This is a genomic window from Roseateles sp. SL47 (genome assembly GCF_026625885.1).
Classification (GTDB): domain Bacteria; phylum Pseudomonadota; class Gammaproteobacteria; order Burkholderiales; family Burkholderiaceae_C; genus Roseateles.
The window spans coordinates 2,625,997-2,649,836 of the sequence record NZ_CP113068.1 but is presented as its reverse complement, the minus strand read 5'-3'; the positions used below and the strand labels follow the sequence as shown (position 1 = coordinate 2,649,836).

The window sequence follows — 23,840 nt, the reverse complement described above, 5'->3', positions numbered from 1 at the left end:
CGGTCGACCGGTTGACCAGGGTTTGTCAGTAGAGGTGACGGATAATCACCGCCCATGAGCACCCACGCCCCCCAAGATTCCTCCTCCGGCACCCTGAGCTATGAGCAGGCCGGTGTCAATTACGACCTGATCGATCCGCTCAAGGTCAGCGCCCAGCGCGCCGCCGCTGCCACGGCAGGCCACCTGGCCGCGCATGGCTTTACCGAGGTCAAGGCCTCGCGCGGCGAATCCGCCTATGTGGTGGACGTGGGTCCGTTCTACATGGCGTCCATCGTCGAATGCCTGGGTTCCAAGGCCCTCGTGGCCGATGAAATGGCCACGCTGACCGGCAAGAGCTACTACGACGGCATTGCACAGGACACCATCGCCATGGCGGTGAACGACCTGATCACCGTCGGCGCCACCCCGCTGGTGGTGCAGGCCTACTGGGCGGCCGGTGGTTCGGACTGGTTTGGCGACGCCCAACGGGCCCAGGCCCTGGTGGCCGGCTGGAAGAAGGCCTGCGACACCTGCCAGGTGGCCTGGGGCGGCGGCGAGACGCCGGCGCTGGCCGGCATCGTCGAAGCGGGGCGGATCGACCTGGCCGCCTCCTGCACCGGCCTGATCAACCCGAAAGAGCGCCTGTCCGTGGGCGACAAGCTGGCCGACGGCGACGCCATCGTGCTGCTGGCCTCCAGCGGCATCCATGCCAACGGCCTGAGCCTGGCCCGCAAGCTGATCGAACGTCTGCCGCAGGGCTACCTCACCGAAGTGCAGCCCGGCCTCACCTATGGCGACGCCCTGCTGGCCCCCACGACGCTCTATTCGCCGGTCACCGAGGCGCTTTACAAGGCTGGCATCACGCCGCACTACTGCGCCAACATCACCGGCCACGGCTGGCGCAAGCTGCTGCGCCACCCGGGCAAATTCACTTACCGCATCCACACCGTGCCGCCGGTGACGCCGGTGCTGAAGTTCATCCAGCAACATGCACAGCAGGATGACCGCGAGGCCTATTCCACCCTCAACATGGGTGCGGGTTTTGCGCTGTTTGTGGAGGCGGACCAGGCGGCCAAGGTGGTGGAGATTTCCAAGGCCTGTGGCATTGACGCCTGGGTGGCGGGTCAGGTGGAAGCGGGCGAGAAGCAACTGCTGATCGAACCGCTGAACATCCGCTTTGGCGATGACGATCTGCAGTTGCGTTGATCGCCACTGATCTGCGCTTTTGAATGAGCCGTGGATCTAGCTGACGATGGTCAAGCTGCTCGCGCTGCCGGGTGGGCGGGGTGTTGCAGCATGGCCCACCAGTGTGGTGACAAGCTTCATCGCGCTGGCGGTCCACTTCGTCACCAGGCACCTGGCGGCGGACCGGCTTAGCCCACCAGCTTCCAACCCGTCGCCCAAAGATGGCGAACGGCGCTGGCGCACAACGCCTGGCGCAGCCCGGATGGCCGAACACCGGGGCGCCCTTCCACGGCGGCGCTGAGCCATTGCGGGCCCGCCTGGGCCGACAGACGCGGGCGGCCATGCAGGTCAGCCCGCAGAAGCGCCAGGCGCCACGCCGCATGCAGGCCACGGCCCTGGGCCTCATCGGCCAGCACGCCGATCCAGTCATCGCCCTGCAGGCGGTAAGCGGCTTTCAGCAGTGCAAGGTCGGAAGGAAACTGCGTGAATTCCGCGACCGGCTCGCCCCAGGGATCACGAAGGATGCGGGTGGCGGATTGCGGGGCAGCGGCGGGCAACTTGGCGCGACGGCGGGACAGCAGGGTGTCGAACTGCGCGAGACGAGCGGACATGAAAAAACTCCGAGAGCCCACAGAGATCACCGGCGTTTGCCGGCCCGGGGGCATCATCGGAGCCGCAACGCTTTAGCCGTACTTGTTGACCGCCCGCAAGTAGTTGGTAAATCGGCGGTAGACGCTGGCGCTTCATGCGCGGCGTCTGGGGACGATTTTAAACACATCGGAAGGCGTGCCGCCAGCGCCCCGTGCGCGGCATGGGCGCGGGATGTGATGAAGATCATGTTTGGCTTCGCCGAAGGGGGCGCCGCACTCGCGTACAATGCGACCCTGACGGGCCTCCTCGCATGGAAGCGCGGCCAACCGGGTCAGGTGGGGAACCAAGCAGCCCTAACCGTTGTAACCAGTGCCGGGGGTAAGGCTCGTCACCTTATTCAGCAGAAAACCGCCTTCGGGCGGTTTTTTCATTTCTGCGTCCGGCTGCTTCAGGGAGCCCGGCTTCCCCAGCGTATGCGGAGCACGCCACCTCTCATCTGTGACAGCATGGATGCGCAACAGACCTCGCCCCCCCCCGTTGCGGTTGCTTCGCCGCCATCGATCTCTACGGCCGATGGCCCGCGCAGTACGGGATTTCCTTCAACCCGTGAAGGCTCGCTCATCAGCGCCTGTGCCGGAGAATCTGGCTATCCCGCGTGCACAACAACACTCAAAAGCACCCCATCGGCCATGATCCGCGACAACCGCATCCTGTTGAAGATCGTGCTCGCGTTCGCCTGCTGGCTTCTCACGGTCGAAGGGAGCTACCTTCTGCTGCAATGGCGGCAGAAGGTGCCGGGGGAAACGGTCTCCGCTGATCTGCATCAGTCCCGCAAAGGCCGCCCGTCGCCACCGGCGCTCGTGCTGAGCTACGCCTATCAGTTCGATGGAACCCGCTACGTCAGCACCGACCTGCTGCCCCTCTTCAAGTCACACGTGTTGACCCCTGAGGACAAGATCACCGCCAATGCATGGATCGCGCGATATCCGCCGGGCACACCGCTCACTGTGTCGGTGTCACGACTGTTTCCCTGGTGGTCCTCCGTCGCATCCTTCGATGATCATCGCGCCGCTGCCGGCGACAGCCTCATCTTCTTCCGCTTGGCCTTCAGCGTTGGCAGCTTCATGGTGCTGCTGGTTCTGGGCATCGGCCTTCGTCAACTGCTCGCCCGCATGAAAAACAAGCTGGGCCTCCGGACGGGTGTGACGTGAACCCCTCACAGCAGGTCAGATCCGACCTATTGGTGGTATTCGAACGCACGCCGTCTGGATATGCTCGCGGCGGCTTCCGGACGTGGTCGCCCACAAGAAATTCAATGCATTGTTTCAAAGAGGAGTGAGGACATGGCTCTGGTTCGCGCCTGGTTGGTGCTGTTCCTGATCTGGGCAGCCTGCGCCGGGCTGACATTCTGGGTGCGCTCGATGAGCCGGCAGCACGCCTTCGCCTGGCTGCGGCTGGCCCGATGGCTTGCACTGGGCGCCGCGATGGCGCTGGGCCTGGCCGCACTGATCATCTATTTGTTCTGACGAGGGAAGCATGTCCACATTCAAAACCATCTCCACCACCACCGCGCTGATCCTGCTGGCCGCCCTGGCCACCGGTTGCACCCGGATCGAAACCGGCGAGGTCGGCCTGCGCGTGGGCATCGACAAACAGATCAGTGGCGCCGAACTGCTGCCGGGCAGCTTCAACCAGACGCTGTTTGGTGATGTGCTGACCTTCCCCGTTCGCGACATTGCGGTGGTGCTGGAAAACAAGAGCCCGCTGACGGCGGACAACAGCACGCTCAAGGATTTCGACATGACGCTGGTCTACTCGATCAATCCGACTTCGGTGTCCGACCTGTGGACCACCAAAAGCCGCACCTTCCACAGCTATGACGGCGCCAGCAAGGACTGGTTCCTGATGCACGGCTACATGATCTCGGTCACCAACAACGCGGCCTACAAAGCAGTGCGGGAATACAAGGCTTTGTCGGTGGCAGACAACCGCCAGAAGATTGAAGCGGAGATCAAGCGGATCGTCACTGAAACACTCACCGCAGAAGGCCTGGCCTCGGCGATGTCCGTTTCCCTGGTGCAGGTGCGCAATGTGATGCCCGCCGACGACATCATTGCCTCCGCCAATGCCGTGGTCACCGCGCAGAATGCCTTGCGGGCCAAGGAGATCGAGGTGGAGACGGCCAAGAAGGAAGCAGAGCGCATTGCCGCACTCAATGCCAACAGCAAGGCCATCGAATACATGAATGCGCAAGCTCAGTTGAAGATCGCTGAAGGCATCGCCGCTGGCAAGGTCAACACCATCGTGGTGCCTTATGACTTCAAGGGCATTGTGAACGCCAACACGCGTTGAACCCATGCCAGGCGTTCTCCCCATTGAGGTCGCCATCACGCGTGCCTACGCCGCTTTCGCTGATGTTTCACTTCGGCGGCGTGGATGTGGCGCCGCTTCTGGCGCATTGGCGGGCATCGACTTCCGCCGTAGCGGCGGCCTCCGTCGCGGCTGACTTCATGGGATGAGGCCCTTCTGGACGATTGGCCTGCGCCTTTGTCAGAAATAGTGGAGGCTGCGATCCGGCGGCTGCTTGTGTCCTGACCGGCCTCGCCGCCCATGATTTCACGGCGCGGGTGTTGTTGACGGCCCATGCACATTCACCGTCCAGTCCCGCACCTTCACCGTCAGGATCGGCGGCTCCATCAGCACCACGCCGCTCGCCTTGAAGGCCCCCTCCGAATCGTCCTCGCTCGGCTCGCTCACGATCGCCACGGGCCGCAGTTGTTGAATGGCGTCTCCGTCGTTGAAATAGTCTTTCCACACCGGTTTGGTGAGGGCGCCCGACCCCCAGAACAAGGTCGCCGCCCACGGGCCCATGACAAGCTTGTTCTCCCACTGCCCATCCGCCGCCAGACGCACCTGCGCATCACGCACCGCATACGCCCGTCGTTGGTAGGCATTGGCATAGTCCCGTCCGTCCAGCACCAGCGTCATCATCAAGACTGCGAAACCGGCATAGCCCCAAGGGCTGGGCTGGAACCTCCCTGCCTGGTGTGCTGACCTTCCGCCCCATCGCCACGCGGCATACAGCCCCGCCGCGCCCAGCAGCCCCAAGGCCATCACCAGCGGCAGAAAATAGCGGCTCGGCAGGTAGCTGAGCGTGAGCTTGTGCAGTTCGATCAGCACCCAGGCAACAGGTGGTGCCATCAAGGCCACATAGAGCCGTTCGGTCTCGGATTGCCGCGCGTCTTCACCGCGCTGAATGCCGGTCCTCCTGACCGCTCGCCAGGCGACCGCTGCGGCGCCCAGCCCCACCAGCAGCACCAGCCATACCGCCCAGAGACGGCGGTCGGTGGCGAGCATGTGCAGGTTGTCAGCCAGGCTGTGCACCAGTTGCGTCCATGAGGACGACCGCCGCGAGGTCTGAGCGCCCAGCACAAAGGACATCAATGCGCGGTTCGGCCAGTACCAGCCGGCCAGGAACACCAGTGCAAAAGCCACTGCGGCACCGCTCGCACCCGCCACATTGATCGCCGCTCGTCGCCAGCCTACGCCCCACTGCCCCACATTCATGCCCCATGCCAGCACAAAGGCCAGCGGTGGAATGGCGGCAGCGTAGACAAACTGAACTTTCATTGAATACGCCAGGAAGATCAGCAAGGCGGAGCACACAAAGGTCCAGGCCCCACCACCCATCAAGCGCCGCTGCACGCCCCACAACGCGGCAATGATCAGCAAAGACGCCGTCACCTCCACCAGCGCCAGATGCGCGTAATGAAACGGGTAATACGACAATGCCAGCACCGGCAGCCCCACCAGCACCGCGCGGGAGAGGGGCGAAGGCCCGGCCACCAGCAGGGCCAGCACCACGGAACTCAAGGCCAGCATCGCCAGCCGCATCACGGTGAGCGAGTCCCCCACGCCCGACAACACGCCCCACGCGAAGAGCGAAAACAAGGGTTCCTTGATCACGCCATCCGATTCCGCCAGATCCAGCGTGCCGGTCCTCATGGCATTACGCACCTGCGCGGTGTAGAGCCCCTCATCCGTCCACGGCCCGCGGCTGAAACCAAGGCTGGCCTCGGCATCCGACGTGACGAAGGGCAGATGCAGACTCAGCACCCCCACCAGAACGATCAAGAAAACGAACCACCCTGCACCTGACTTGCGCATGCCTTCCCCCGAATGGGAACCTTGACCGGCCGCGCCCTGCAAAGGCGATCGCCCCGGCCGTGTCAGGGTCCCAGGTTGACCTTGATGATCTTGTTGTTGCTGTTGTTGGCGATGTTGTCCTTGTCTCCGCCATTCGTGGTGGACAGCCAGAGATTGCCGTCAATGGCCGGCTCCACCGTACGAATTCTTCCGTAGGTCCCCCGGAACAGTTCCTGCGTATTGAGCAGGCTGTCCCCGCTGATGGCATGACGGTAGACACGTTCTCCGCGTTGGCAGGCCACGTACAGGGCCTGCCGCACGATCGCAATGCCGCTGCAGGAGCCATCCGCCACCGGGTAGGTGTATTTGGGGGCCAGGAAGCCCGCAGTGGCGCAGCCGGTGCCGCTGCGGGACACCGTGCCTTCGCAGATCGGCCAGCCGTAATTGCCGCCCTTCTGGATGAGGTTGGTCTCATCCATGGTGCTGTCACCAAACTCCTGCTCCCACAGCCTGCCCTGCGCGTCAAAGGCCAGCCCTTGTGGATTGCGGTGGCCGTAGCTCCACACCAGATTGCCAAAGGGATTGTCGGTGGGCACGGTGCCATCCACATTCATTCGCAGCACCTTGCCACTGAGATGGCTGGTGTTCTGCGCATAGTCGCCATTCTGTGCATCACCGGTGGCGACATACAGCTTGCCGTCCGGCCCATAGCGCAGGCGCCCGCCATTGTGGTACTTGTTGCGGGCAATCCCGCTGAGCAGCACTTGCAGGCTGGAAAGGTCCAGCGTGCCATTCACATATTTCACCCGCACCACCCGGTTGTCGTTGGGCGTGGTGTACATGATGTAGAGCCAGGGGTCGGAGGCGGGGAACGTCGGGCTGGCTGCCAGGCCCATGACACCGCCCTCCCCGTCCGTACCGGCCGCATTCGGCATCGCACCCAGCGCTGTCTTCTCACCGGTGGTCGGATTCAGCCGGACGACATCCCGCACATCACGTCGTGAATACAGCAACTGTCCGTCGGGCAGCGCCAGCATGCCCCACGGCAGGTCGGTTTCCGTCGCCACCTGCACCACACCGCAGACGGCGCTGCTGCAACTGCCACCCGTCGTCACCTGCACTTCCGGCGTGAGGATGGAGGCATTGTTCTGCGCATCTCTCGCGGAGACGGCATAGCGATAGGTCGTGTTGGCCGTCAGCGCGCTGTCGGTGTAGGTGAGGCTGGAGGTCGCTCCGACCTTGGCGCCATTCCGGTAGATGTCGTAGGCGGCGACGCCGACATTGTCCGTGGCGGCATTCCACTTCAGCGCCACCGAGGTGCCCGTTGCTGCGGCGCTGAGGCCGCTGGGCACACTGGGCGGCTGTGTATCCACCGAGCACTGCGGCACCGCCACCGTCAACGTGGCGCTGGCCTGCGACACATTGCCGGCCGCATCGCGCGCATTCACATACAGGCCCCAGCGTGCCCCAGGTGTCAGCGTCAGCGTGGTCGCCAGCGTGCTGCCGGTGACCGTGGCCATCTGCTGGCCATCGTGATAGATGTCGTAGAAGGTCACACCGGTGTTGTCGGTGGAAGGGGCCCAGGAGAGTGTCGCGGAGCGGCACTGGAGATTGGACAGCGACAGGTTCGTCGGCGGTGTCGGCGGCGTGGTGTCGATGACCACACCGTCATTGCGAATCCAGACCTGATTGCTGGTCGCTCGGCAGGTGTAGAGGATCACCGGCGTCAACGGGTCGCTCAGGCCTTTGTACACGTCCAGGCAGAGCCCGGACTGGCGCCCGGTGATGGTGCCGTTGTTGTTGTAGGTCCATTTCTGATTGATCTGGCCATTGCAGGTGTAGGCCACCACGGCAGTGCCCAAGGCGGTGCCCTGCTGATAGGCGTCCAGGCAGCGGGTGCCATTCATGACGCGAATCTCACCGGCGCTGGAAAATTCAAACGCCTGGTTGGAACCGCCGTGGCAGTCATAGATGATCATCGGCGCGCCAGGCGCCGCCGTGGCGCCCCCCTGCACATCCAGGCAGCGGTTGCTGCCCTTGCCCACCAGCGTTGTGGTGACGGCCTGCGCCGAGGGGACTCCGAGCGCGGCCGTGACCAGCAGCAGCGCCACCATCAGCTTGATCAGCTTGATCAGCGTCGTCGGCAGGTGCATCACGGGGGCTATCCCTGAGTCCATCACGGTTTCCATCACAGCGCCAGACGGTCGCCTCCAAAATCGATCACTTCGGGCCAGCATCGCTAGGTCTCCTGCTTCTGCGTCCCGGTCGTTGATGGCGGCCGTGGTGTGCGGTCAATGTAGCGCTGCCAGGGTCTGCACGGCGGTGCTGACGCTGGAAGAAGGGGCGGTGCAATGTGGGCTGGACCGCTTAGGCAGGCGAACACCGGGCCCGGGCGCCGGCCGCGTGAGGCTGTATCCACAACGGCGACAATCCTGGATTCTTGCCTGTACGACCGGCCAACATCCCCGTCTCATGAACACCCCCGTCGCCCCGCGCAATCCCGCCAGCCTGCTTCAGTCGGAGCGACTGCAACTGGAAGCCTCCCACCCGCTACTGGCCCCGGCAATCTGCGATTTCCATCAGCGCAACCTGGCTCATCTGGCGCCCTGGGAGCCGCCACGGTCGGCTGATTTTCTGGAGCCGGTGGCGACCGAAGCCCGCATGAATGCAGAAGTTTCCGCCTTCGCGCATGGGCAGATGTGGCGCTATTGGCTCACCCGCCACGGCGAACCGACCGAGGTCATCGGCCAATGCCAGGTCTCCCAAGTCGCTCGTGGCGTCGCCCAGAACGCCTGGCTGGGCTACAGCCTGGATGCGGCCCAACAGGGCCAGGGCTACATGCAGGAAGCCTTGCACTGCCTGCTGGATGAACTGTTCAGCCCTCGCGTCTGGCTCCACCGCATTCAAGTGGCGGTGCGCCCGGACAACGCCCCCAGCCTCCGCGTGATGGAGCGCATGGGGTTCAGGGAAGAAGGGCTGTGCCGCGACTATCTGTTCATCGCGGGCGCCTGGCGAGATCACAAGATCTTCGCCCTCACAAATCCGGCCTGGGACCGGACCGAACCGCCCCTCATTTGAAGACGGTTACGGCGCCGGGCTCAGGCCGGTGAGCAGCCCCCGGACGGGCCGGTCCGTGCGGGACCTCAGATCACGGACGAATCCAAGGGCGAGCGCCAGCACCACTGCCGGCATGTTTCATGTAGACACCCACATATTTGCTAATCAACCACCACTCCCCCGACCGCTCAATGGGTGCGGTCCGTTCAACGGGAGCGGTTGCCCGCATTCACCAGGGCGCTTCGCATATGCCTCGAATGGGGAAGTGACGCCCCAAACCCGGGCGGGGAAGATGTAAGACCACCCCACCGCGAGCATTGCCTCCCACCCACAGGTCGCCGCCTTGAGTGCCCCTTTCCACCCAACGGCCTGGTTCTGGCTCGTGGCCTGGCTGCTGCTGGCGCCCGGCACCGCCTTCGCGTTGGACGCTCAGCGCAGCCTCTGGCAACTGCACCACAGCCGTTGGACGGCCCGGGACGGCGCCCCGACCGGCATTCGCAAGATCAGCCAGACGACGGACGGCTGGCTTTGGCTCGGGAGCACCTCCGGGCTGTACCGGTTTGACGGCGTTCGTTTTGAGCGTTACGCCCCGCCGCAAGATCCGGAGTTCGGCACCCGGTCCGTCAGCACCCTGGCGGCCGGGCCAGAGGGCGAGCTCTGGGTGGGCTTGCTGGATGGCGGCGTCGCGCGCGTGGATCGCCAGGGCGGACTCACCACCTTCGATTTACCGGCTGACTTGCCCACGCTGCAAACCGCCAAGCTGGCAGCGCTGGCCGGGGGACGCGCCTGGGCGGTGGTGGCCGGTCAACTGCTGGAATTCAACGGCCAGGGCTGGCAACATCCTGCCGCCCGTGCGGAAGCCCCTCCGACACCCGTCCAGGGGCTGCACACGGATCGCCATGGCGATCTGTGGGTCGCCGCCAATGACCGCTGGTGGCGGCTGGACCCGGCCCGGCAACAATTCGTCGACATGCTGCGTGGGGTGCCAGCCGGACGAGCCATTCGCGTGTCGGGTGGACGAAGCTGGGTGATCACACGCGACCGCCTCCATCCGCTGCCGGAGAGCGGCCTGCCAGAGAGCCAGCCTGTGCCCCAGCGGGACTCTTCCGCCATCTGGATCGACCACCAGAACAATCTCTGGAGCGCCTACTGCCCGGCTGGCCTGTGCCGCAGCCACTTGCCCCCAGGCTGGTCCGACGGGGGGAAAACGGCAGTACTCCCCCCGGTGGACGAAGCCTTCACCCGCCAGGACGGGCTTACCAGCGACATCGGCATGACCATCCTGGAAGACCACGACGGCAACCTGTGGGTCGCGACCCAGACCGGGCTGGATCGATTTCGCGATACGCTGCTGGCCCGCTACAGCCCGTCGAGCGCTGCCACCAACTACCTGCTCCAGCCCTATCGTGTCATCGGTCCGGCGGGTGGACTGCAGCAGCGCTTGCTGCTGTCCGCCGTGGACGCCACCCACGGCAGCATGCTGTGGCGCTGGGACGCAGTGGAAGGGTTTCGCCGCCTGTCATGGCCGAAGGAGCACGACCGCATCCGTGCCTTGCACCGGGATGCCGCCGGCCGGGAATGGGTGGGCAGCAACAGCGGCCTATGGCAGTTGCCGGCATCGGAGGACCGCAGCCGAGCCGGCCGACTGCCCACGCCTGTCGGCGCTGAGGTGCAAGCGCAATGCCGTCAGTTGAACAGCAACCGTCACGGCCTCTGGGCGCTGTTTCCTTCAACGGGGCTGAAGTTGTGGCGGGACGGTGCGTGGCAACCCCTGCCCTTCCCAGGTCTGGAGGCCCAGCGGCCATCGACCTTTGCGCTGGAAGGCGACAAGGCCGTCTGGACCGGCTACACCAACAATCGGGTCCTGCGCACCGATGCGCAGGGCAGCCGCCTCTACGACACCACCCAGGGGCTCGCGGTGGGCGCGATCACGTTTCTCCTGAGCGGACGCCATGTGGTGGTGAGCGGGGAGCGGGGCCTGCAGCTGCTGGTGCAGGGGCGCTTCCACACCCCGAGATCGACGCAGCCGGAGGCCCTGCGCGGGGTGACAGGGGCGACAGAGACCGCTGCCGGAGACCTGTGGCTGAATGGCGTGCGTGGTGCGGTGCTGATCAGCCGTCAGGAACTGAGGCGCCTGCAAGAGGACCCGCAGGCCGTGCTGCAACTTCAGCTGTTTGATGTCAGCGACGGTTATCCGGCGGGCGCTACCGCGCTGGGCCCGCAGTCCAGTGTGGTCGGCAGCGGAATGGGCCGACTCTGGTTCGCCGGCCTGGAAGGCATCGCCTCGCTGGACCTCGACCACCTCCCCCCGCCGCAAGTGGGGCCGGCAGTGCAGTGGCTGGCGGTGGCCGCTGACCAACACTGGCAGGCCTATCAGGACAACCTGCGCCTGCCCCCGGGTACACAGACAGTGACGGTGCGGTTCACGGCACTGGAACTGGGCGCCCCGGAGCGGGTGCGGTTCGAGGCGCGGCTGGACGGCGTCGACCAGGACTGGCGGCCGCTGGGCTCGCAGCGAGAACTCTCCTACAGCCATCTTCCCCCGGGCCGCCACCGGTTGCAGGTGCGCGCCATGCTGGCCAATGGACAGCCGGGCCCCGCCCAGGCCCCTGCGACGCTGCAGGTGGTACTCCTGCCCACGCTCACCCAGACACTCTGGTTCAAGGCACTGACCGTGCTGACCGCCATGGCCTTGCTGGCCACCGCCCTCCGCTGGCGTTTGCGCGTCATCGCACGCCGTGCCCATGAACTGCTGCGCATCCGCATGGATGAGCGCGAGCGCATCGCGCAGCAGGTGAACGACACCCTGCTGCAAGGGCTTCACGGGCTCACCCTTCACTTCCAGAAGGTGGCCAACCGCATGTCTGAAACGGACCCCAACCGGGGCCTCATGAACACGGCTCTGGACCGCGCGGACCAATTGATTCTGCTGGGGCGGGAACAGGTGAGCCAGTTGCGGGAGGTCGCGCTGCCCCAGCAACAGGATCTGGCCCTGGCGTTGTCCCATTTCGGCGAACGTCTCGCGGCCGCCCATGCACGTCGTTTCCTGATGGAGGTGGAAGGCACCCCCCGTGTACTGCGATCCAGCGCGCAGCAACATCTCCAGGTCCTCGGCCAGGAGGCCTTGAGCAATGCCTTCACCCATGCCAAGGCCCGCAACATCCGCATGCTGCTGCTCTATCGTTGGTGGGGACTTCGGCTGGAAGTGATCGATGACGGCATCGGCATGCGCACGGCAGAACTCGCGCAGGGCCGGCTGGGTGGCGTAGGCACCGGCGGCCTCGCACGCATTCGAGATCGCGCGCACCAGCTGGGCGCGCGGCTGCGCTTTGAAAGCCGTGCCCACTCAGGCACGCGCATGACGCTCCGGGTGTCGGCCCGGCATGTCTACGAGGGGCCTTGGCCCCGGATGCCTCGCACTAGGGCTGAGGTCCTGACCGACCGCTAACGGCTTGGCCAGGGAGAGGGACCAGAAGGCTGTCTGCCTGATGGGCCGCATCTGCGAAGGCCAGACTATCTGCCATCACTTCCTCTGGCACCCCCGAAGAGACCGATCGATGGTCCTTCCCGGCACTGAGACAGAACTTCTGCAGGGAGCCATGGACATACATCATCCGGGGGAGATCTTGAAGAATCATGCGGGACAGGCGCGCCCCTCTGACTGCGCGGTTGACGCTGGGGGCTTCCAGGGCGTTGTAGGTGGTCCCGTACGCTAACAACTTGCCAGCCTTGGAGAGGCCGAGCGACGTCGTCAGCATCTTCGCGTGCAACAGGCTGACGCCCTCGTCCAGGATATGACGATCCCGATCGTCACCATCCCACCAATCCGACACAATCCACCGGCGCAGGTCCTCGCCGGTGACGTCGCGCTGCGGTGATGTGGTGTTTAAGAGTTGCTGCCCCTCCAGTTGAAGGCGATTGGCCATCATGCAGATGTTAGACAACACGACGTGGTCAAAGGGGAGCCGCTTGGCATGCAACAGAAGCTGCAGACGCGTGAACTCCGGATTGAGCTGCAGGATGGCGGCCAGTTCCCTTCTCAGCGCGGTGGTCGATGCCATTACTCCTTCTTCGCCGTTGAAGGCGGCTCTCAGGAAGGCGTCGGGCCCTGTCCAGGTGCCTGAAAAGGGCGCTGCAGTGTAGGGACGGAACCGGCATCGTCCCCCCTCCAGCACCTGGACGGCAGGCGAGTTTCGGTAGACACCCCCATCCGTGTGGACGGTTCTTGCTCGATCATCCTCCACCACCAACGACGGCAGCCTCAGTGCATGCTGTTTGGGAAGCCTGACCAGCAACGCCGGTATCAGGTATTCAAAGGCGTCCGTCCACCCGCCCGCCCTCAGCAGATTGGCCGCCTCGTCCACGGTCAGCGGCTCGCCGCTGGGCCGTGACGGTTGAACGGATACCGGCACCAGCCGGGCGGGCGCAGCGGCGTTGCCATCGCTGGACACGGGGTCAGGGGGGCCGAACCGGGCAGTGCCAGATGTCCCGCTGGCGCCGCAGGTCAGCGGCCGACACTGCGCCGACCGCAGCGGGAAACGCCCCCCTTCCGGCGTGCGCAGCCACTCCGCCAGTTCCGTGCGCAGGTCCACGGCCATCGAGAGCTGGTGGCTGGACTTTTGTTGAGGGCGGGTGCCCCCATGACTTTGGTGCCTTTGGTACTCCAGCAGCGCCGCCGCAATCACCTGAAAGACATCGTCGCCGCTCGCCGGGACATGTCGATGGAAGGGGCTATGGGCGGGAAGGCGGTCCCCCAGCGTGCCCGAGACGATGTCCGTGAAGTGGCCCTTCACGCCGTCGCGTTCCTCCAGACCCACCACCAAATGGGTGGCCGGGGCCGATGACGGACGGGCGCTGTGGCGGCCATGCTGAAACCAGCTCAGCAGCAGGCCTGGAGGCCAACTGGGCAGCGCTGGGCATGCCGCTGCGAGAACGGCCACCAGGCCTTCGCTCCCCGACACAGTGAGCACCGCCGCGCTGCGGGAGGTCAGGCTTTGAATGAGATCCCCCCGCTCCCGCTGGGTGGCGAGCTCATCGAGGCTGGCTGCAGGAGCGCCGTCGCGGCCACTGGAGGCCTCCGGGGCTTCACCGGGCCCATGCACCGCAAGCGTGTTGGCCGACCCGGTGCTCCCCCCAGCGGCCGAACCATGGAACGGTAACGGGACCATGAGGGTGTCCTTCTCTGTAACAGGGTGATTGATCGATCGACCTCTGTCCCGCTCCGCAGCGACAAAGTTCGGGTGATGCCGCCGCCGCGGCTTGTTGAGCACCCTCGATCGGGGAAGTGACTTGTCAATCGTTAACCCGGACGATGGCGACCGTCGCTTCCCCCACCCGGTGCCCCCTCCCCCTTGTTCGCCATGAGCTGCCATCGCTTCGGCCCATTCCTGCTTCTGGCTTCACGCCGCCAGCTCTTTGAGGGCACGCGGCAGGTGAAGCTGGGCGCACGCGCTTTGGACCTGCTGTTGGTGTTGGTGCGCCGCGCCGGTGCGGTGGTCAGCAAGCAGGAACTGATGGCGCAAGTCTGGCCACAGGAAGTGGTGGAGGACAACACGCTCCGGGTCCACATGGCGGCGCTGCGCAAGGCCCTGGGCGCCAGCGACGGCGGGGTCCGCTACATCGCCAATATTGCGGGTCGCGGCTATAGCTTCGTGGCCCCGGCTGTGCAGGTGGCCCCTCCACCGCTGGAAGAGCTACCAACGGCGCCCGCACCCTTGGACGAGCTTGCGGACCCGCGCCCCGTGCCTGCCGGCCCGCCGGCGCTCGTGTCGCCCGCGCGCACGCCGACGGCGATGTCCTCCGAGCACGAGGCGGACCTCCATGCGCCGATGCCTCCGGGCTTACAGCACTTGCCTCGCCCCTGCGGCCCCTTGCTCGGCCGCGACGACACGCTGGAAGCCCTGGACCGCCAATTGGCTCGTTATGGCTTTGTCACACTGGTCGGGCCGGGCGGCATCGGCAAGACCAGCGTGGCGGTGGCAGTGGCGCGCAAGGTGGGGCACCGTCATCTCGAGGGGCTCTGGTTTGTGGATCTGGCGGCGCTGGCGCCACATGCCAGCCCGCTGGATGTGGCCTTTGCCGTCGCGCGCGCGGTAGGCGTGGACCGCAGCATTGAAGGTCTGTTCGAGCGGCTGCACAAGCGGCTGGCGGCCACTCATGCCGGTGAACGCCGCCTGCTGATCCTGGACAACTGTGAACATGTGGTGAAGGGTGTGGTGTCGCTGGTGGAGAGCTTGCTGGCCCCCACTCCAGGGCTGCACCTCCTGCTGACCAGCCGTGAACCCTTGCGGGCGATGGGCGAGCAGGTCTACCTGCTGCCCTGCCTGCCGATGCCGGGCGCCAGCGTGCCGTCGCTGGCGGACGCCTTGCACTATCCGGCGGTCCAACTGTTCGTGCAGCGTGCGCAGGCCGCTGACCAAGGCTTTGCCCCAACCGATGCCGATGCGCTGTGGATCGCCCACATCTGCCATGGGCTGGACGGCGTGCCGCTGGCCATCGAGCACGCAGCGGCCATGGTGCGCACCTTCGGCCTGAAGGGCCTGGCCGCCAGCCTGGACGACCGTTTCCTGCTGTTGTGCGGCGCCCACCGGAATGCCATCTCGCGCCACCAGAACCTCCAGGCGCTGCTGCGTTGGGGCTACGACCTGCTGAGCGAGCCGGAGCGCCGGCTGCTGCGCTGGCTGTCGGTGGTGCGGGGGCCGATTCCGCTCGGCGACATCGTCAGCTTCATCGCACCCGACATGATGGAACGGCAGGAGGTGCTGGCGGTCGTCCACAGCCTGGTGAACAAAAGCTGGCTGTTTCCCCGCGTGGGCGACCAGCCCAGCTACCGCATGCACGCCATGGCCCGCAGCTTCGCGCATCAGATGCTGATGGCGGAGCAAGCGCCAGCGTCGGTGCGGTTGGCCCAGCCCGCCCTCGCGGTGCAGCCCATCGCCTTCCGGCAACTGGTGCCTCCGGCGCCGATGTCGTCGCGACTCAACGGCTGACGCGCCAAGCGCAGCCCCATGCGGCTCATTGGGCGACACCCGCCCAATGAGCCGCGCGCTGTTGTGAAGCTTGCACCAACCCTTCCCCAAGCCTTCAGCAAGCTTGCAGAACCCTGTCTCGTCCGTACAAGCCCGGTGGCAGGCGCAGCACGGCCCTTCCACCATGCCCTGGCCATCCGGCAAGTTAGACAGATTGGTGGAGACAATGATCAGTAGACCTCTCGCGCGAGGCGTGTTCCTCGCAGCGGTGGCATTGGGTTTCGGGCTGGGGTCCCTGCGCTATACGGTGGGCCGCCTGGACCACGCCGGGCCAGGCCTCTTTCCGCTGGTGATCAGCGCCCTGCTGATGCTGGTGGCGCTCGCCACCATGGTTCGAGCCCTGCTGACGCCTGCCGAGCCGCTCCAGGTCCAGGTCGGCAACATCGGGCTCATCCTGGCCAGCCTCTGTGCATTTGCGCTGGTGTCCAAGCTGGTGAACATGTCGGCCGGCATCGTGGTGATGGTGTTCATCGCCACCGCCGCTGGCCGCCACTACAGTTGGCTGCGCAACCTCCAGATTTCCGCCGGCCTGCTGGCCATCGCCTTTGGCTTCCAGAAGCTGCTGGGCCTCAACCTGCCGCTGCTCTGAGATGGACGTCCTGCACAACCTGGCGTTCGGTTTCAGCCACGCCCTCACGCTGCAGAACCTGATGTACTGCGCCATCGGATGCATGGTGGGTACGCTGGTGGGGCTGCTGCCCGGCCTCGGCCCGCTGGCCACCATCAGCCTGCTGCTGCCGCTCACCTATTCCATCCCCACCACCGGCGCACTCATCATGCTGGCCGGCATCTATTACGGCGCCCAGTATGGGGACAGCGTCAGCGCCATCACGATGAAGATCCCGCATGCCAGCAGCATCGTGGCCTGCATCGACGGCTATCAGATGAACCTCAAGGGCCAGACCGGCCTGGCCCTGTTCACCGCAGGCGTCTCCAGCTTCATCGGTGGGACGGTGGCCATCGTGGTGCTGGCCTGGCTGGCGCCCAGCCTGGGCGAGGTGGCCTTTCTCTTCGGCCCGGCGGACTATTGCTCGCTGATGTTGCTGGGCTTTCTGTGCGTCAGCTTCGTCACCACCGGCCACCTGCTCAACGGGCTGGCCATGTGCCTCATCGGCGTGCTGTTTGGCCAGATCGGTACCGACGTGAACAGCGGCGTGGAGCGCTTCACCTTTGACCAGCCGTTCTTGGCGGAAGGGGTGGGCCTGGTGAGTGTGGCACTGGGCTGCTTCGGCATTGCCGAAATCGCGAAGAACCTGGATGCCCGAAACGAGCGCACGCCGTTCAACGGCAAGATCCACCTGATGCCCACCTGGCCGGAGTTCAAACGCATTCTGCCCAGCGCCCTGCGCGGCAGCGCCGTGGGCTCCTTCCTGGGCATCCTGCCCGGCGGTGGCCCGGTGATCGCGCAGTTCGCCGCCTATGCGCTGGACAAGAAGGTCAGCAAGTACCGGCATGAGATCGGCACCGGTGTCATCGAGGGTGTGGCCGGCCAGGCGGCGGCGGACGAAGCCGCCTCGCGCACCAGCTTCATCCCGCTGATGAGCATCGGCATTCCCGAGAACCCGGTGATGGCGCTGATGATGGGGGCGTTCATCATCAAGGGCATTCAGCCCGGCCCCAACATGATTGGCGGCCATCCCGATCTGTTCTGGGGGCTGGTGGCCAGCATGTGGATCGGCAACGTGTTCCTGCTGGTGCTGAATGTGCCGTTGGTGCGGTATTGGTTGTCGGTGTTCAAGATCCCGTACAACGTGCTGTTCCCGTCCATTCTGTTCTTCTGCTGCATCGGCACCTACAGCGTCAACAACAACCTGGACGACATCTTCGTCACCGCCTTGTTCGGGCTGTGCGGTTATGTGTTCATGCGGCTGGACATGGACCCCTCCCCGCTGATGCTGGGCTTCATCCTCGGACCGATGCTGGAAGAGAACTTCCGCCGCGCGATGCTGATCAGCCGGGGCAAGTTCGATGTGTTTGTGCAACGGCCGATCAGCGCCACGCTGCTCGGGCTGATGGCGGTGTTTGTGGTGTGGCAATTGTTGGCCTTCGTGTGGAAGGCCCGGCGATCACGCACTGCGGCTGGCGCGACCGGTGGGGCTGGCGCGACCGATGCGGCCGTTGCCACTGGTGCAACTGGTGCAGTTGGTGCATCAGGTACCGCTGGCGCCGCTGCGGACTGAGACCGTCTGGGTCGCGCCGCCACACCCGGTGTGTCACGGGTGTGGCGGCCACCGGCGCAGACTCACCAGGTCCGGGTCCAGGCACAAGATCCGGGCCCAAGGTCCGGGCCCAAGATCCGGGCCCAAGGTCCGGGCACAAGGTCGAGAGACAAGGGCCGACCGTCAAGGTCTGCGCCGAAGGGCGTCGGCACCTCAGGTTCCCAACATGCCCTTGTCCTCGATGAACCGGACCACCTCGTCCAGGCCCGACAGGGTCTTCAGGTTGGTCATCACAAACGGCCGGCTGGGGCGCATGCGGCGCGTGTCCGCCTCCATCACCGCCAGGTTGGCGCCCACATGCGGCGCCAGATCGGTCTTGTTGATGACAAACAGGTCGCTCTTGGTGATGCCAGGCCCGCCCTTGCGAGGGATCTTCTCACCGGCGGCCACGTCGATGACGTAGATCGTCAAGTCGCTCAGTTCCGGGCTGAAGGTGGCGGCAAGGTTGTCACCACCGGATTCGATGAACACCACGTCGGCATCGGGGAACTGCACCAGCATGCGGTCGATGGCTTCGAGGTTGATCGACGCGTCCTCCCGGATGGCCGTGTGCGGGCAGCCGCCGGTTTCCACGCCCAGGATGCGTTCCGGCGGCAGCGCGCCGCTGATGGTCAGCAGCCGCTGGTCTTCCTTGGTGTAGATGTCGTTGGTGATGGCCACCAGGTCCCAGCGCTCACGCATGGCCTTGCAGAGCATCTCCAGCAGCGTGGTCTTGCCGGAGCCCACGGGGCCGCCAATGCCAACACGCAAGGGGGGCAGCCGCTTGGTACGGCCGGGGATGTGATGCAGGGCGTTGCTCATGATCGGAACAGTCGGGAATATTGGGTTTCGTGGCGCGCCGCGAGGATGGACAACATCGGCGAGAACAGTTGCCGCTGCTCGGGCGGCGTGGCCATGGCGGTGGCCACGGCCTGGGGAATCTCTGCGGCCAGGCGGGTGAGCACCCGCTGGCCGGCGGTCTGGCCCAGGGGCACTGCCTTGAGCGCGGCCTGGACCTGGTTTTCGGCCCATCCGAAGGCTTGCGCTTGCAAGGCCTGCGCCAGGGGCACGTCGATGGTGGAGAGTGCCAGGGCCATCACCAGCGCATAGTGCGGCGGGGCCAGGCGGTCCAGCAGGGCCAGTTGATCGGCGGACGCCATGCCTTGCGGACGCAGCCACACCAGGAGCGACTGGCCCATCTGCTCGCTCTGCAAGCGGGCTTCGGCACTGTCGCGGGTCTGTTGCAGCCAGTGGGCGACGGTCCTCAAGGTCGCTTCATCGCAGCGACGCCAGGCCGGGAGGGCCTGGGCCATGGCGGCGAGGTCGCCCCGGGCCAGCAGACTGAGCTGGTGGGACAGCCAGTGCGCAGCGCTGCTGTCGTCATGCACGTGACCATGCTCAACGGCCGCTTCCAGCGCTTCGGAATACGAGAACGCGCCGATGGGCAGCGCGGGCGAGGCCAGCCAGATCAGACGCAACAGCGGGGAGATGCTGTCAGTGCCTGTGGTCATGTCCGTGGTCATGTCCGTGGTCATGTCCGTGGTCATGTCCGTGGTCATGTCCGTGGTCATGATCGTGCCCGTGGTCATTTCCATTGTCATGCCCGTGGTTGTGAGCATCTTCGTGGTCGTGACCATGGTCGTGTCCACAACCCGGGCCATGCACATGCGGTGACGGAGCCGCCTGGATCGCAATGGTCTTTCGCCCAGCCGAGGGGCTGGAAGACCCTGCCTGCGTCGGGGCCGCAGCGGGGGCATGCGCATGATCGTGCCCATGCCCATGCCCATGCCCGTGGTCGTGGTCGTGGTGGCCGTGGTGGCCGTGCGCGTGCCCATGCCCGCCCGCCGCATAGGCGCCGTTTTCCGGCTCGAAGGCTTCATTCACAGCCTGCACGATCAGATGCATGGCACGAAGCATGTCCGCCAGCACATGGTCGGGTTCGATCTTGAGATGGTCGGGTTGCAGTTCGATCTGCACATGGCGGTTGCCCAGGTGGTAGGCAGCGCGGATGAGATCAAACGGAGAGCCATGGGACGGGCATGCCGTGATGCGCAGCAGCGCCTGCGGGGCGGCCACCACCCGCACCAGCGATCCGTCCTCGGCCACCAGTACATCGCCGCCACGCACGGCGGTGCCACGGGGCAGGAAGACACCCAAGGTGCGGCCCTGGCTATCGGTGGCCTGGAACCGACTTTTCTGCCGCGTGTCCCAGTCCAGGGTCACAGATGCCGCGCGCTTGAGCAACACCGAGGCGAGGCCCTGGCCGCGAGCCAGGAGTTTCGAAACTTGAATCATCTGAAGGCCTATAAAAAGCGACGGGCTGACCCAGCCGCTTGTGTCAAGCAAGCAGGTGCCCGACCGGCTCGGCGATGCACCTCGCATCTCCCGTTGGATCGATTCTCCCGGAAACCGACAGCGCTCTTCAGCGCTTGTCAGCGCCCCCTCAACAACGGGGTCACCAACGCCTTCAAAATCATTGTCGAGCTCTTGAGGAGAATGACGAACAACAAGCTTGCCCACAACCCCAACGGGGCGTGGCCCCATCAGCATCTGATGTCGGTGAATGGGAAGTTCAAGAACATCCCCCTGTGCGACCTGATCGCTGAAGGAAAAAATTCAAATCAGTCGCCGACGCCGCCCCCCACCCGTCGCCACCATCCCTCAGAACAGAAAGTACTTCTGCGCCATCGGCAACACCGTCGCCGGTTCGCAGTGCAACAGCAGGCCGTCCGCGCGCACCGCGTAGGTCTGAGGGTCCACCTCCATGCGCGGGGCATAGTCATTCAGGATCATGTCCTTCTTGCCCACGCCGCGGATGCCCTTCACCGCAACCGCCGTCTTTGCCAGGCCATATCGCTGCGGCATGCCTGCGGCCAGCGCCGATTGAGAGACGAAACTCAGCGACGCGCGGGTCAGCGACCCGCCGAAGCTGCCAAACATCGGCCGGTAATGCACCGGCTGCGGCGTGGGAATCGAGGCATTCGGGTCCCCCATTGCCGCCATCGCGATCACGCCCCCCTTCAGGATCAATGAGGGTTTCACACCGAAGAAGGCCGGCTTCCAGATCACCAGGTCAGCCCACTTGCCCACCTCGATGCTGCCCACCTCATGGCTGATGCCATGCGCAATCGCCGGATTGATGGCCAGCTTGGCCACATAGCGCTTCACCCGCGCGTTGTCGTGACGCGCCGAATCTCCCGGCAGCGCCCCGCGCTGCAGCTTCATCTTGTGCGCCGTCTGCCAGCATCGCAGGATCACCTCCCCCACCCGGCCCATGGCCTGAGAGTCCGAGCTGAACATGCTGATGGCCCCGAGGTCATGCAGGATGTCTTCCGCCGCAATCGTCTCCTTGCGGATGCGGCTCTCAGCAAAGGCCAGGTCCTCCGCAATCGCCGGGTCCAGGTGGTGGCACACCATCAGCATGTCCACATGCTCGTCCAGCGTGTTGATGGTGTAGGGCCGCGTCGGATTGGTGGAGCTGGGCAGCACATTGGCTTCGCCCACCACCTTCAGGATGTCGGGCGCATGGCCACCGCCCGCACCTTCGGTGTGAAAGGTGTGGATGGTGCGGCCCTTGAAGGCAGCCACCGTGTCTTCCACAAAACCGCTTTCATTCAAGGTGTCGGTATGGATCGCCACCTGCGTGTCGGTGACCTCCGCCACGTCCAGGCAGTTGCTGATGGCGGCAGGCGTGGTGCCCCAGTCCTCATGCAGCTTCAGCCCGATGGCACCCGCGTCGATCTGCTCGGTCAGCCCTTCGGGCCGGCTCGCATTGCCCTTGCCCAGGAAACCCAGGTTCATCGGGAATGCATCGGCCGCTTGCAACATCCGCTCGAGGTGCCATGGACCCGGTGTGCAGGTGGTGGCAAATGTCCCGGTGGCCGGCCCGGTGCCGCCGCCCAGCATGGTGGTGACACCGCTGGCCAGGGCCTCCTCGATCTGCTGCGGGCAGATGAAATGGATGTGGGAATCGATGCCGCCTGCGGTGACGATGTTGCCCTCGCAGGCAATCACTTCCGTCCCGGGCCCGATGATGATGTCCACACCCGGCTGCGTGTCCGGATTGCCAGCCTTGCCGATGGCCACGATGCGGTGGTCCTTCAGCCCGATGTCGGCCTTGATGATGCCCCAGTGGTCCAGGATGACGGCATTGGTGAGCACCGTGTCCACCGCCCCCTGCGCCCGCGTGCGCTGCGATTGGGCCATGCCGTCCCGGATGGTCTTGCCACCGCCGAACTTCACCTCCTCACCATAGCCGCCCGCGCGCAGGGTCAGGTCCTGCTCCACCTCGATGACCAGGGCCGTGTCGGCCAGACGCAGGCGGTCACCCACCGTCGGACCAAACATTTCTGCATAGGCACGTTTGCCGATGGTTGCCATCAGAGCTGTCCTTGAATCAAACCGCGAAAACCCCAGATCTCGCGGGCACCGCCGATCTCCACCAATTCCACGGTGCGTTGCTGGCCCGGCTCGAACCGCACCGCCGTGCCGGAGGCAATGTTCAGCCGCATGCCTCGCGCTGCCTCGCGGTCGAACTTCAGCGACGCATTGGTCTCGGCAAAGTGATAGTGGGAGCCCACCTGGATGGGCCGATCCGCGCCATTCACCACGGTCACCGTGCGGGTGGCACGGCCCGGGTTGAGCGGCAGCTCGCCGTCATCCGTCAGCAGTTCGCCGGGAATCATGCCCACACCATGCGGGTCAGCAGGCCCAGCCCCAGCAGGGCGACCGAGAGGCCGGCCATGCGCGACCACAGGGGCGCCAGGGACCGCAAGCGCAGCCCCAGCACCATGCCCATCGCATGCAGCACCAGCGTGGCCGCCACCATGCCGGCCAGCGCCTGGCCGCCTTGCAATTCACTGCCGTGAGCCAGGCCATGGAACACCGCAAAGGCCCCCACCAGCGCAGCGGAAGCCGAAGCGCCCAGTTGCCAGCGGGCCGCCGCCACCAGGCCCAGCACGAGCACCGAGACCGCCACCATCGGCTCCACCCCCGGCACGCTCTGGCCGATGGAGGTGAGCGCCACGCCCATCAGCGCGCCCAGCAGCAGCCAGGCGGCGAAGGCCAGCGGCGCGGCGAGCATGCGCCGCCCCTGCTGCGTCATGGCGCTCCAGAGGCCGACCGCCAGCATCGCCGCCAGATGGTCGAGCCCGGTGAAGGGATGCAGGAAGCCGGTGGACCAGCCATGGTCATGCGGCAGGCCTTCGCCGGCATGGGCCAGCACCAGCGAAGGCGCCAGGGCCGCCACGGTCACCAGGGCAGCGCCGACGCGCGCGGGAGAGAGCTTCAACATACGAGCAGGTCCTCAGGATGAAACGTTCAGGCGATCGGCTGATGCACGGTCACCAGCTTGGTCCCGTCAGGGAAGGTGGCCTCCACCTGGATGTCGGGGATCATTTCCGGAACCCCCTCCATCACATCGTCCCGGGTGAGCAGTTCCCGGCCGGCCTTCATCATCTGGGCGACGGTCTTGCCCTCACGGGCGCCTTCCATCACGGCGGCGCTGATGTAGGCCACCGCTTCCGGATAGTTCAGCTTCAGTCCCTTCGCCTTGCGGCGCTCCGCCAGCAGCGCGGCGGTGAAGATCAGCAGCTTGTCTTTTTCTCTGGGGGTCAATTCCATGGAGGTCACCCTGGGGGTGTCGATTCGCTGAGGG

20 protein-coding genes and 1 other RNA gene are annotated in these 23,840 nt (G+C 65.5%); 10 read left to right on the top strand and 11 right to left on the bottom strand.

Going from position 1 to position 23,840, the window contains the following annotated elements:
- The first annotated feature begins 54 nt into the window (after positions 1–54).
- Complete coding sequence (locus OU995_RS11405; RefSeq protein ID WP_267835669.1) at positions 55–1,185, top strand: AIR synthase-related protein; 1,131 nt, start codon at positions 55–57, stop codon at positions 1,183–1,185.
- Between the two features lie 167 nt (positions 1,186–1,352).
- Here the strand turns inward: OU995_RS11405 and OU995_RS11400 are convergent, their stop codons facing one another.
- Positions 1,353–1,775 carry a hypothetical protein gene (locus tag OU995_RS11400; RefSeq protein WP_267835668.1) on the bottom strand — a complete coding sequence of 141 codons (423 nt, stop codon included), beginning with the start codon at positions 1,773–1,775 and terminating at the stop codon, positions 1,353–1,355.
- 275 nt (positions 1,776–2,050) lie between these two features.
- On the opposite strand from OU995_RS11400, the gene ffs reads away from it, so the two are divergent.
- The 4 genes from ffs (at position 2,051) to OU995_RS11380 (ending at position 4,107) form a co-directional block, all read left to right on the top strand.
- Positions 2,051–2,148, top strand: an RNA gene (ffs, locus tag OU995_RS11395) — signal recognition particle sRNA small type.
- 296 nt (positions 2,149–2,444) lie between these two features.
- A complete protein-coding gene (locus OU995_RS11390; protein ID WP_267835667.1) occupies positions 2,445–2,966 on the top strand; it encodes a DUF3592 domain-containing protein in 522 nt (173 codons plus the stop codon).
- Positions 2,967–3,098: 132 nt separating this feature from the next.
- On the top strand, positions 3,099–3,281 hold the full coding sequence (locus OU995_RS11385; protein ID WP_267835666.1) for a hypothetical protein: 183 nt from the start codon (positions 3,099–3,101) through the stop codon (positions 3,279–3,281).
- A 10-nt stretch (positions 3,282–3,291) separates the two neighbouring features.
- Positions 3,292–4,107, top strand: coding sequence for an SPFH domain-containing protein (locus OU995_RS11380; protein ID WP_267835665.1), 816 nt, complete (start codon positions 3,292–3,294; stop codon positions 4,105–4,107).
- Positions 4,108–4,371: 264 nt separating this feature from the next.
- On the opposite strand, the gene OU995_RS11375 is transcribed toward OU995_RS11380, so the two are convergent.
- Positions 4,372–5,889: a hypothetical protein gene (locus OU995_RS11375; RefSeq protein ID WP_267835664.1), complete on the bottom strand. Its 1,518-nt coding sequence runs from the start codon at positions 5,887–5,889 to the stop codon at positions 4,372–4,374.
- Between the two features lie 95 nt (positions 5,890–5,984).
- Positions 5,985–8,078, bottom strand: coding sequence for a lectin (locus OU995_RS11370; protein ID WP_267835663.1), 2,094 nt, complete (start codon positions 8,076–8,078; stop codon positions 5,985–5,987).
- A gap of 295 nt (positions 8,079–8,373) precedes the next feature.
- Between OU995_RS11370 and OU995_RS11365 the strand changes: the two genes are divergently transcribed.
- Both OU995_RS11365 and OU995_RS11360 read left to right on the top strand, forming a co-directional pair.
- Complete coding sequence (locus tag OU995_RS11365) at positions 8,374–8,979, top strand: GNAT family N-acetyltransferase (RefSeq protein WP_267835662.1); 606 nt, start codon at positions 8,374–8,376, stop codon at positions 8,977–8,979.
- A gap of 322 nt (positions 8,980–9,301) precedes the next feature.
- Positions 9,302–12,406: a sensor histidine kinase gene (locus OU995_RS11360; protein ID WP_267835661.1), complete on the top strand. Its 3,105-nt coding sequence runs from the start codon at positions 9,302–9,304 to the stop codon at positions 12,404–12,406.
- Here OU995_RS11360 and OU995_RS11355 read toward each other — a convergent pair.
- A complete protein-coding gene (locus tag OU995_RS11355) occupies positions 12,378–13,781 on the bottom strand; it encodes a hypothetical protein (RefSeq protein WP_267835660.1) in 1,404 nt (467 codons plus the stop codon). The genes OU995_RS11360 and OU995_RS11355 overlap by 29 nt on opposite strands.
- A gap of 537 nt (positions 13,782–14,318) precedes the next feature.
- Between OU995_RS11355 and OU995_RS11350 the strand changes: the two genes are divergently transcribed.
- The 3 genes from OU995_RS11350 to OU995_RS11340 all read left to right on the top strand — a co-directional run bounded on the left by OU995_RS11350 (position 14,319) and on the right by OU995_RS11340 (position 18,166).
- Positions 14,319–15,947, top strand: a complete 1,629-nt coding sequence (locus tag OU995_RS11350; RefSeq protein ID WP_267835658.1) for a winged helix-turn-helix domain-containing protein — start codon at positions 14,319–14,321, stop codon at positions 15,945–15,947.
- Positions 15,948–16,152: 205 nt separating this feature from the next.
- Positions 16,153–16,575, top strand: a complete 423-nt coding sequence (locus tag OU995_RS11345) for a tripartite tricarboxylate transporter TctB family protein (RefSeq protein WP_267835656.1) — start codon at positions 16,153–16,155, stop codon at positions 16,573–16,575.
- Position 16,576: 1 nt separating this feature from the next.
- The gene (locus OU995_RS11340) at positions 16,577–18,166 is read left to right on the top strand and encodes a tripartite tricarboxylate transporter permease (protein ID WP_267835655.1); all 1,590 of its coding nucleotides are present in this window, start codon (positions 16,577–16,579) and stop codon (positions 18,164–18,166) included.
- A 192-nt stretch (positions 18,167–18,358) separates the two neighbouring features.
- Here OU995_RS11340 and ureG read toward each other — a convergent pair whose 3' ends face one another.
- The 7 genes from ureG to ureA all read right to left on the bottom strand — a co-directional run bounded on the left by ureG (position 18,359) and on the right by ureA (position 23,806).
- The gene (ureG, locus tag OU995_RS11335; protein WP_267835653.1) at positions 18,359–19,006 is read right to left on the bottom strand and encodes an urease accessory protein UreG; all 648 of its coding nucleotides are present in this window, start codon (positions 19,004–19,006) and stop codon (positions 18,359–18,361) included.
- The gene (locus OU995_RS11330; protein ID WP_267835652.1) at positions 19,003–19,695 is read right to left on the bottom strand and encodes an urease accessory protein UreF; all 693 of its coding nucleotides are present in this window, start codon (positions 19,693–19,695) and stop codon (positions 19,003–19,005) included. The genes ureG and OU995_RS11330 overlap by 4 nt, the downstream gene beginning before the upstream one ends.
- Positions 19,679–20,479 carry an urease accessory protein UreE gene (gene ureE / locus OU995_RS11325; protein WP_267835651.1) on the bottom strand — a complete coding sequence of 267 codons (801 nt, stop codon included), beginning with the start codon at positions 20,477–20,479 and terminating at the stop codon, positions 19,679–19,681. The genes OU995_RS11330 and ureE overlap by 17 nt, the downstream gene beginning before the upstream one ends.
- A gap of 366 nt (positions 20,480–20,845) precedes the next feature.
- Positions 20,846–22,564 (bottom strand): urease subunit alpha, encoded by a 1,719-nt coding sequence (gene ureC / locus OU995_RS11320; protein ID WP_267835650.1) that lies wholly within the window; start codon positions 22,562–22,564, stop codon positions 20,846–20,848.
- Positions 22,564–22,869 carry an urease subunit beta gene (locus OU995_RS11315; RefSeq protein WP_267835648.1) on the bottom strand — a complete coding sequence of 102 codons (306 nt, stop codon included), beginning with the start codon at positions 22,867–22,869 and terminating at the stop codon, positions 22,564–22,566. The genes ureC and OU995_RS11315 overlap by 1 nt, the downstream gene beginning before the upstream one ends.
- Positions 22,866–23,477 carry a HupE/UreJ family protein gene (locus OU995_RS11310; RefSeq protein ID WP_267835647.1) on the bottom strand — a complete coding sequence of 204 codons (612 nt, stop codon included), beginning with the start codon at positions 23,475–23,477 and terminating at the stop codon, positions 22,866–22,868. Before OU995_RS11310 ends, OU995_RS11315 begins: the two co-directional genes overlap by 4 nt.
- 26 nt (positions 23,478–23,503) lie before the next feature.
- Positions 23,504–23,806: an urease subunit gamma gene (ureA, locus tag OU995_RS11305; protein WP_267835646.1), complete on the bottom strand. Its 303-nt coding sequence runs from the start codon at positions 23,804–23,806 to the stop codon at positions 23,504–23,506.
- Between the last annotated feature and the right edge of the window lie 34 nt (positions 23,807–23,840).